This is a genomic window from Agromyces bauzanensis (assembly GCF_014645655.1).
Lineage (GTDB): Bacteria > Actinomycetota > Actinomycetes > Actinomycetales > Microbacteriaceae > Agromyces > Agromyces bauzanensis.
In genome coordinates, this window is sequence record NZ_BMMD01000003.1 from 219,963 (window position 1) to 227,115 (window position 7,153).

Sequence of the window (7,153 nt, forward strand, 5' to 3'; positions counted from 1 at the left end):
CCTGTGGATCCCTCGGTTCTGACACCCGTCGACCGACCGCTCGCACGGTGCCCGCGGGCATGATGGGACGATGACCTCGACCGAAGCACAGAACACCCTGCGCGCCATCTTCGACGCGCGCAACCGCGCGGACATGCAGCCGACCATCGACGCGTTCTTCGCCGTGCTCGCCGAGCACACAGACGACCCCGAGGTGCTTTACGAGGTCGGCGGCGCCTACTACACCGCCGGCGTCGAGGAACGAGCCTGCAGTACGGTTGGACGCTGCGCAACCTCGGGCGCCATGACGAGTCGCTCGCCGCGTTTCGAGCGGGCCCGCGCCGAGTTCCCGCGGTCGGAATCGCTGCGCGTATTCCACGCCCTGACGTTGCACGCGGCCGGGCGGAGCAGCGCCGCGGTCGCCACCCTGCTCGAGCTCGTCACCGACCGCATCGACACCCCCGAGCTGGCGCGGTACGAGGCCGCCATCCGCGGGAACGCCGCGTACCTGGCCTCACTCGACGCCTGATCAACCGTTCGTTCGATGCGGCGCCCCCTTGGCCGCCTGCGACGATGGAGGAACCCCCGACCCTGGAGCATCCGTGTCACCGAAGCGCCTCTTCCGCACCCTCGCCATCGCCGAGGCCGTCACTTGGACCGGCCTCGTCGTCGCGCTCGTCCTGAAGTACGCCGCCGGATTCGACGGCGCCCTCTTCCCGGCCGGATCGGTGCACGGGTTCGTGTTCCTCGGCTACGCGTTCACCGCCGTACTCGTGGGCGTCAACCAGCGCTGGGGCGTCGGACTCATGGCGTTCGCGGTGCTCACGGCGATCGTGCCCTACGCGACGATCCCGTTCGAACTGTGGCTCATCCGCCGCGGCCGCCTCGACGGTGAGTGGCGGCACGAACCCACCGAGCACCCGGCCGACGGCAACCGGGTGAACCGGATGCTCCGCTGGTTCCTCGCGCGTCCGGTGCTGCTCTCCGTGGTCGCGGTGCTCGGCATCGCCGCGGTGTTCACGGGGCTGCTCATCATCGGCCCGCCCGGGGGGCGCGAGGCGTAAGCCACAAATCGCGGCCCAAGCGGCGGGCGCTGCGGCGCCGCACACGTCATGGCCGTGTCCACCGCTTGAGATACGCGTCCGGTCGCGGGAACGCATCCCCTGCATTTCGCTATCTACCGGTCACACCGCTGCTGACCCGGCTCGCAATACCCAGCCTCCGAATGACACAAGCTGCAGTGAGCGAATCATCGTCAGCCGACATCAGTGATGCTACAGTGATCGATCAGTGAACTACAGTGATCCCGCGGCAGCGGAGGCGCGATGGAGACGAGCCGAGGAGAGCTGGCCGAGGTCGTCCAGCAGCTTCGAAGCGTCGGAACCGACCTCCGCCACATCGAAGCGAAGGCAGCGGTCGGCGGCCTACCGAAGAGCCTGTGGCCGACCATCAGCGCGTTCAGCAATCATGGGGGCGGCGTCGTTCTCTTGGGACTCGATGAGTCCGACGGTTTCTTGCCGGCCGAGGGCTTCGATGCGATCGCGATTCGGGATGCGGTCGCCGACGCCTTTCGGCCGCGCCGAGCCGCGGATGGCGCAGGTCCGATCACGCCCCGTCCCCTCGGGACCATCGATGTCGATGAAGTGGGCGGCTCACCGGTGGTGGTCATCGATGTGGCAGAACTCCCCCCAAGCCAGAAACCGTCCTTCGTTACTGCCCAAGGCAAGGAAGGGGGTACCTACGAACGGGTCGGCGACGGCGACCGACGAATGAGCACTTACGGCGTATTTCTCCTTTCCACCGATGGTGCGCAGCCGCACGAGGATTCCACGATGGTCGATGGTGCTTCCATCGACGACCTCGACCCGGGCCAGGTTTCACGATTCATCGCACGGGTCCGACGAACACGCCCCAGGTCTGTCGCGGATCTCAGTCACGACGCCGACATACTGCATCGGCACAATGTGCTCGCCGCAGATCGGAGCACCCCCACGCTGGCGGGCCTCTTGGCGCTCGGACGCTATCCCCAGCAGTTCTATCCGCAGGCCATCATCACCTTCGCGGTCTATCCCGGACGGACCAAGGCCGACGTGATCGGAGACGTACGCATGTTGGATCGGCGGATCATCGAAGGGTCCATTCCTGTGATGGTCGATGATGCCGTCCTCGCCATCTTGGAGAACCTGAAGACGCGGCGGATCTCGCGTGGTGCCGGTGCCGTCGACGAACCTGAAGTACCCGTCGATGCACTTCGTGAGGCTGTGACCAATGCACTGACCCATCGCGACTACAGCGCGTGGGCGCTCGGTGAGCAGGTCAGAGTCGAGATGTTTCCGGACCGTATCGAAGTGTCCAATCCCGGAGGAATCTGGGGAGGCCGACGAGTCGTGGATCTCTATGATGGCAGCTCGCGTTCCCGCAACCAGGTCCTCGCCGCGCTGTTGACCGAAGTCCCTCTGCCTGGGCGGGACGAATCGGTTTCCGAGAACGCGGGGTCAGGAATTCCGCGTATGACCGGGGTTCTCGGCAGGGCCGGGCTCCCAGCGCCGAAGTTCCTTCCCACCGTGACGAGCATGACGGTCGTACTCGACCGGCATGGCCTCTTGAATCCCGACAGCTCGGATTGGCTGCGGTCCATCGGCGCTGACAGCCTCGAGCCGGACCTTCAACGCGCGCTCGTACTCGTTCATCGCGGAAATGCCGTGGATGATCAGATTCTGCGCGCCGCGCTCGTCATGGACAGCGAAGACGCAAAGCATGTACTGCGTCGTCTGGTCGACGACGGCTGGCTCGCGTTTCCCCCGCGGATCGGGGAGACGTACCGATCAGGACGGAGACTGATCGCCGGCGAGCTCAACGCTCGTTCGCTCTTCGAAGGCTTCCCCGTGGAGGTGAACGAGGTACAAGCTGCGAGCCCGCTTGATGAGAGGATTCTGAATGCCGTTCGCGAGCGTGGTGAGCTAGGTATCAACGAGCTGGCGCGCTACACGCAGAGCACGCCGGGAGCCCTGCGTCCTCGGCTCCGGGTTCTCGTAGCGCAGGGTGCGCTCATCGCAACGGCGCCGGCACAAAGCAAACACCGCAGGTATCGCATCGGCGACTCGACCGCACTGTGACTGGCCCCCGAGCCGAGGACGCCGCGGCATCCGGACTGCTCACGTGAGCGGCGCGGGTAGACTTGCACGGTCAGGCATCCGCCCGCGGCATCCGCTCGCCGCCGTTCTCTGGAGCTCGCCACTCGTGACCACCGAAGCATCCGCCACGACCGCTGCCCCGGCGCCCCCTTCGACTGGCTCAGTGACCGGCACGCCGGTGCTCGACACCGTCGAGGTCGCGCAGGCGACGCCCGAGAAGGAGCAGCCGTACGCCGCGCTGGGCCTGAAGCCCGACGAGTACGAGCGCATCCGCAACATCCTCGGGCGCCGGCCCACGAGCGCCGAGCTCGCGATGTACTCCGTGATGTGGAGCGAGCACGCATCGTACAAGTCGAGCAAGATCTACCTGCGCCAGTTCGGCACGAAGGTCACGCCCGAGATGAAGCAGCACCTCATGGTGGGCATCGGCGAGAACGCCGGCGTGCTCGACATCGGCGAGGGCTGGGCGGTCACGTTCAAGATCGAGTCGCACAACCACCCGAGCTTCATCGAGCCGTTCCAGGGTGCGGCCACCGGGGTCGGCGGCATCGTGCGCGACATCATCTCGATGGGCGCGCGCCCGGTCGCCGTCATGGACGCGCTGCGCTTCGGCGCCATCGACCACCCCGACACCGCGCGTGTCGTGCACGGCGTCGTGTCGGGCATCAGCTTCTACGGCAACTGCCTCGGCCTGCCGAACATCGGCGGCGAGACCTGGTTCGACCCGACCTACCAGAAGAACCCGCTCGTCAACGCGCTCGCGGTCGGCGTGCTGCGCCACGAGGACCTGCACCTCGCCAACGCCAGGGGCGTGGGCAACAAGGTCGTGCTGTTCGGTGCGCGCACGGGCGGCGACGGCATCGGTGGCACGTCGATCCTCGCGTCCGACACGTTCGCCGAGGGCGGGCCGACCAAGCGGCCGGCCGTGCAAGTCGGAGACCCGTTCGCCGAGAAGGTGCTCATCGAGTGCTGCCTCGAGCTCTTCAAGGGCGACCTCGTCGAGGGCATCCAAGACCTCGGGGCGGCCGGCATCTCGTGCGCGACCTCCGAGCTCGCGGCGAACGGCGACGGCGGCATGTCGATCGTGCTCGACGACGTGCTGCTGCGCGACCCGACGCTCACGCCCGAGGAGATCCTCATGAGCGAGAGCCAGGAGCGCATGATGGCGATCGTGAAGCCCCAGAAGCTCGACGGCTTCCTCGAGGTCGTGAAGAAGTGGGACGTCGAGACCAGCGTGCTCGGCGAGGTCACCGACAGCGGGCGCCTCTCCATCACGTGGCGCGGCCAGGAGATCGTGAACGTCGACCCGCGCACCGTCGCGGTCGACGGCCCCGTCTACGAGCGCCCGGTCGCCTACCCGGCGTATCAGGACGCGCTGAAGGCCGACGGGGCATCCGACCTCGCCCGCCCGCAGACCCCCGACGAACTGCGCACGCAGTTCCTCCAACTCATCGGGTCAGCGAACCAGGCGGATGCCTCGTGGGTCACGAACCAGTACGACAAGTACGTGATGGGCAACACCGCGCTCAGCTACCCCGACGACGCCGGCATGATCCGCGTCGACGAGGAGTCGGGCCTCGGCGTCTCGCTCGCGACCGACGCGAACGGCCGGTACTCGCAGCTCGACCCGCGTGAGGGGGCGAAGCTCGCGCTGGCCGAGGCGTACCGCAACGTCGCCGTCACGGGCGCGGTGCCCATGGGCGTCTCCGACTGCCTGAACTTCGGCTCCCCCGAGAACCCCGAGGTCATGTGGCAGTTCTCCGAGACCGTCGAGGGCCTGAGCGACGGATGCCTCGAACTCGGCATCCCCGTCACGGGCGGCAACGTGTCGTTCTACAACCAGACCGGTGACGTGCCGATCCACCCGACGCCCGTGATCGCCGTGCTCGGCGTCATCGACGACGTCGCTCGCCGCATCCCGAGCGGCTGGCAGGACGACGGCCACAACATCTACCTCCTCGGCGACACCCGCGCCGAGCTCGACGGCTCCGCGTGGGCCGGCGTCGTGCACGATCGACTCGGCGGACGCCCGCCCGCCGTCGACCTCGCCCGCGAGAAGGCGCTCGCCGGGCTGCTGAACGCCGCCGCGATCGAGGGACTCATCGACTCGGCGCACGACCTCAGCGACGGCGGCCTCGCGGTCGCGCTCGCCGAGGCGGTCGGCCGCTTCGGCGTCGGCGCACGCATCGTGCTCGACGACGTGCTGCACGACTCAGGGCTCGACGCCGCCACCGCACTGTTCTCCGAGTCGACGGGCCGGGTCATCGTGTCGGTCCCCCGTGAAGACGACGTGAAGTTCCGCGGACTCTGCGAGGGCCGTGGCTATCCGGTCCGTCGCATCGGGGTGACGGATGCCGCGTCGGGCTCGCTCGAGGTGCAGGGCCTGTTCACCGTGCCGGTCGACGAGCTCCGCGCGGTGAACCGCGCGCCCCTGGCCGACGCGTTCGGCCCGGTCGTCGGATACTGACCTCGCCCGGTGGTCGAGTAGCGAAGCGTATCGAGACCCCATGAAGCGCGAACCGGACGCCCGCCAGACCTACCCGGCGCTCTACGCGGCGGAGCACGGCGGCTTCAGTGTCGTGCCGGCCGCGTACGTGTTCCTCGTCGACGGCGACCGGGTACTCCTGCAACTCCGCACCGGCACGGGGTACTACGACGACTGGTGGGCCGCGTCGGCCGCCGGCCACGTCGAGGCGGGCGAGCCGGTGACCCGGGCGATCGTGCGCGAGGCATCCGAGGAGCTCGGCGTCACCCTCGCCGAGCGCGACCTCGAGCCGCTCTCGACCATGCACCGCACGGCCCCCACGGGACTCGCCGTCGACCAGCGCGTCGACTTCTTCTTCGCCTGCCGCACGTGGGGCGGCACTCCGGCGTTGCAGGAGCAGAAAGCCGCCGACCTGCGCTGGTTCGACCTCGACGCCCTGCCCGAGCAGACCGTGCACCACGAGCGGTTCGTGCTCGAGGCCTGGCGCGACGGCACGCTGCCCGCCATCACGGCGTTCGGGTTCTGAGCATGCAACTCGTGCTGCCGATCCTCACCGCGGTGTTCGCGGCGGCGCTCGTGGTGGGCATGACGGTGCGCGCCGTGCGCGCGCCGAGGAGGCAGCGGCTGCGCGCCGCGTTCGGCCCGATCATGGGCGCCGGCGAGACCTACCAGGAGCTGCACACGGGCCAGAAGGGTCTGCAGGACTCGGTCATCGAGTCGATCCAGGAGTCCGAGGTGCGTCCATCCCGCACCGACGGCGACGACCGCTGACTCGCAGCGGCCCGGGGCCCGGGGCCCGGGTGCTGCGGGGCCGTGGCACGCGGCCGCGGCGTGGCGCGCGATTCGAGGTGCTCGAGCGCTCGTGTCGACTCCGCCTCATGTGCGGCAGGTTCGACATGAGCGGTAATCTGGGCATTGTTCGGTGGGTGCAATAGACCCGGAATCATGTCGTCCGAGAAGCACTGGTCTGGGCCCTGTGTGCGAGCTAGGGCCTCGATCCGCGGTGTCGACGGTTTAACCTTCATCGATGCTGTCGGCGCCGGCGGATCTCCTTCCGTCGCCTCGCCTGTGCAGATCGGGCAACGACGTTATCGGATCGACAGACAGCCACGAACACCAGACCCCCCATCTGGGGGTGGGTGAAGCTGGTCGGTTTCAGAGACAGTGGGTCTCGCGTGGCTGGCTTCGCGGGGATGCCGCCCGTCTGGGGGGAATCGTGCGCCGTTCTGCTCGTCCTGTGCTCGGTATGGTGATTGCGTTGGCGCTGGTGGGTGGGCTGGTGTCCGATCCTGCGTTCGCTGAGGAGGCAGGCGGCGACGACGCTGGTGATATCGCCCCGGTGGAGGTGCTGGAGGAGCCTGTCGAGGATTCGGCTGCGGTGCCGGATCCGGTCCCTGTCGATGAGGCGGTGGATCCGGACGTTCAGGGCGAGATCCCGACTGTGGGGGAGCCGGCAATCCCCTGAAACCGTAGAGACATGATTTTGGGGGATCCTTCCCCCCCGATAGCGGCCGCCTGGTGGCGCCCGGAGCCGGCGTCAAGGCTGGCCGGAGGC

7 protein-coding genes are annotated in these 7,153 nt (G+C 68.2%); all 7 read left to right on the forward strand.

Features of this window, described 5'->3' with window-relative positions:
- Positions 1 to 70: 70 nt before the first annotated feature.
- The 7 genes from IEX31_RS04910 (at position 71) to IEX31_RS04940 (ending at position 7,063) form a co-directional block, all read left to right on the forward strand.
- The gene (locus tag IEX31_RS04910; protein WP_229662115.1) at positions 71 to 508 is read left to right on the forward strand and encodes a hypothetical protein; all 438 of its coding nucleotides are present in this window, start codon (positions 71 to 73) and stop codon (positions 506 to 508) included.
- A gap of 73 nt (positions 509 to 581) precedes the next feature.
- The gene (locus IEX31_RS04915) at positions 582 to 1,043 is read left to right on the forward strand and encodes a DUF3817 domain-containing protein (protein WP_188742312.1); all 462 of its coding nucleotides are present in this window, start codon (positions 582 to 584) and stop codon (positions 1,041 to 1,043) included.
- A 261-nt stretch (positions 1,044 to 1,304) separates the two neighbouring features.
- On the forward strand, positions 1,305 to 3,095 hold the full coding sequence (locus tag IEX31_RS04920; RefSeq protein ID WP_188742313.1) for an ATP-binding protein: 1,791 nt from the start codon (positions 1,305 to 1,307) through the stop codon (positions 3,093 to 3,095).
- Between the two features lie 181 nt (positions 3,096 to 3,276).
- Positions 3,277 to 5,580 carry a phosphoribosylformylglycinamidine synthase subunit PurL gene (purL, locus tag IEX31_RS04925; RefSeq protein ID WP_188742314.1) on the forward strand — a complete coding sequence of 768 codons (2,304 nt, stop codon included), beginning with the start codon at positions 3,277 to 3,279 and terminating at the stop codon, positions 5,578 to 5,580.
- A gap of 40 nt (positions 5,581 to 5,620) precedes the next feature.
- The gene (locus IEX31_RS04930; RefSeq protein ID WP_188742315.1) at positions 5,621 to 6,124 is read left to right on the forward strand and encodes an NUDIX domain-containing protein; all 504 of its coding nucleotides are present in this window, start codon (positions 5,621 to 5,623) and stop codon (positions 6,122 to 6,124) included.
- Positions 6,125 to 6,126: 2 nt separating this feature from the next.
- Positions 6,127 to 6,369 (forward strand): hypothetical protein, encoded by a 243-nt coding sequence (locus tag IEX31_RS04935; protein ID WP_188742316.1) that lies wholly within the window; start codon positions 6,127 to 6,129, stop codon positions 6,367 to 6,369.
- 466 nt (positions 6,370 to 6,835) lie between these two features.
- On the forward strand, positions 6,836 to 7,063 hold the full coding sequence (locus tag IEX31_RS04940) for a hypothetical protein (protein ID WP_188742317.1): 228 nt from the start codon (positions 6,836 to 6,838) through the stop codon (positions 7,061 to 7,063).
- Positions 7,064 to 7,153 lie beyond the last annotated feature (90 nt).

Coding starts and splice junctions, on each gene's coding strand:
- IEX31_RS04910 (WP_229662115.1), top strand. CDS start 71: ATGACCTCGACCGAAGCACAGAACACCCTGCGCGCCATCTTCGACGCG.
- IEX31_RS04920 (WP_188742313.1), top strand. CDS start 1,305: ATGGAGACGAGCCGAGGAGAGCTGGCCGAGGTCGTCCAGCAGCTTCGA.
- IEX31_RS04930 (WP_188742315.1), top strand. CDS start 5,621: ATGAAGCGCGAACCGGACGCCCGCCAGACCTACCCGGCGCTCTACGCG.
- IEX31_RS04935 (WP_188742316.1), top strand. CDS start 6,127: ATGCAACTCGTGCTGCCGATCCTCACCGCGGTGTTCGCGGCGGCGCTC.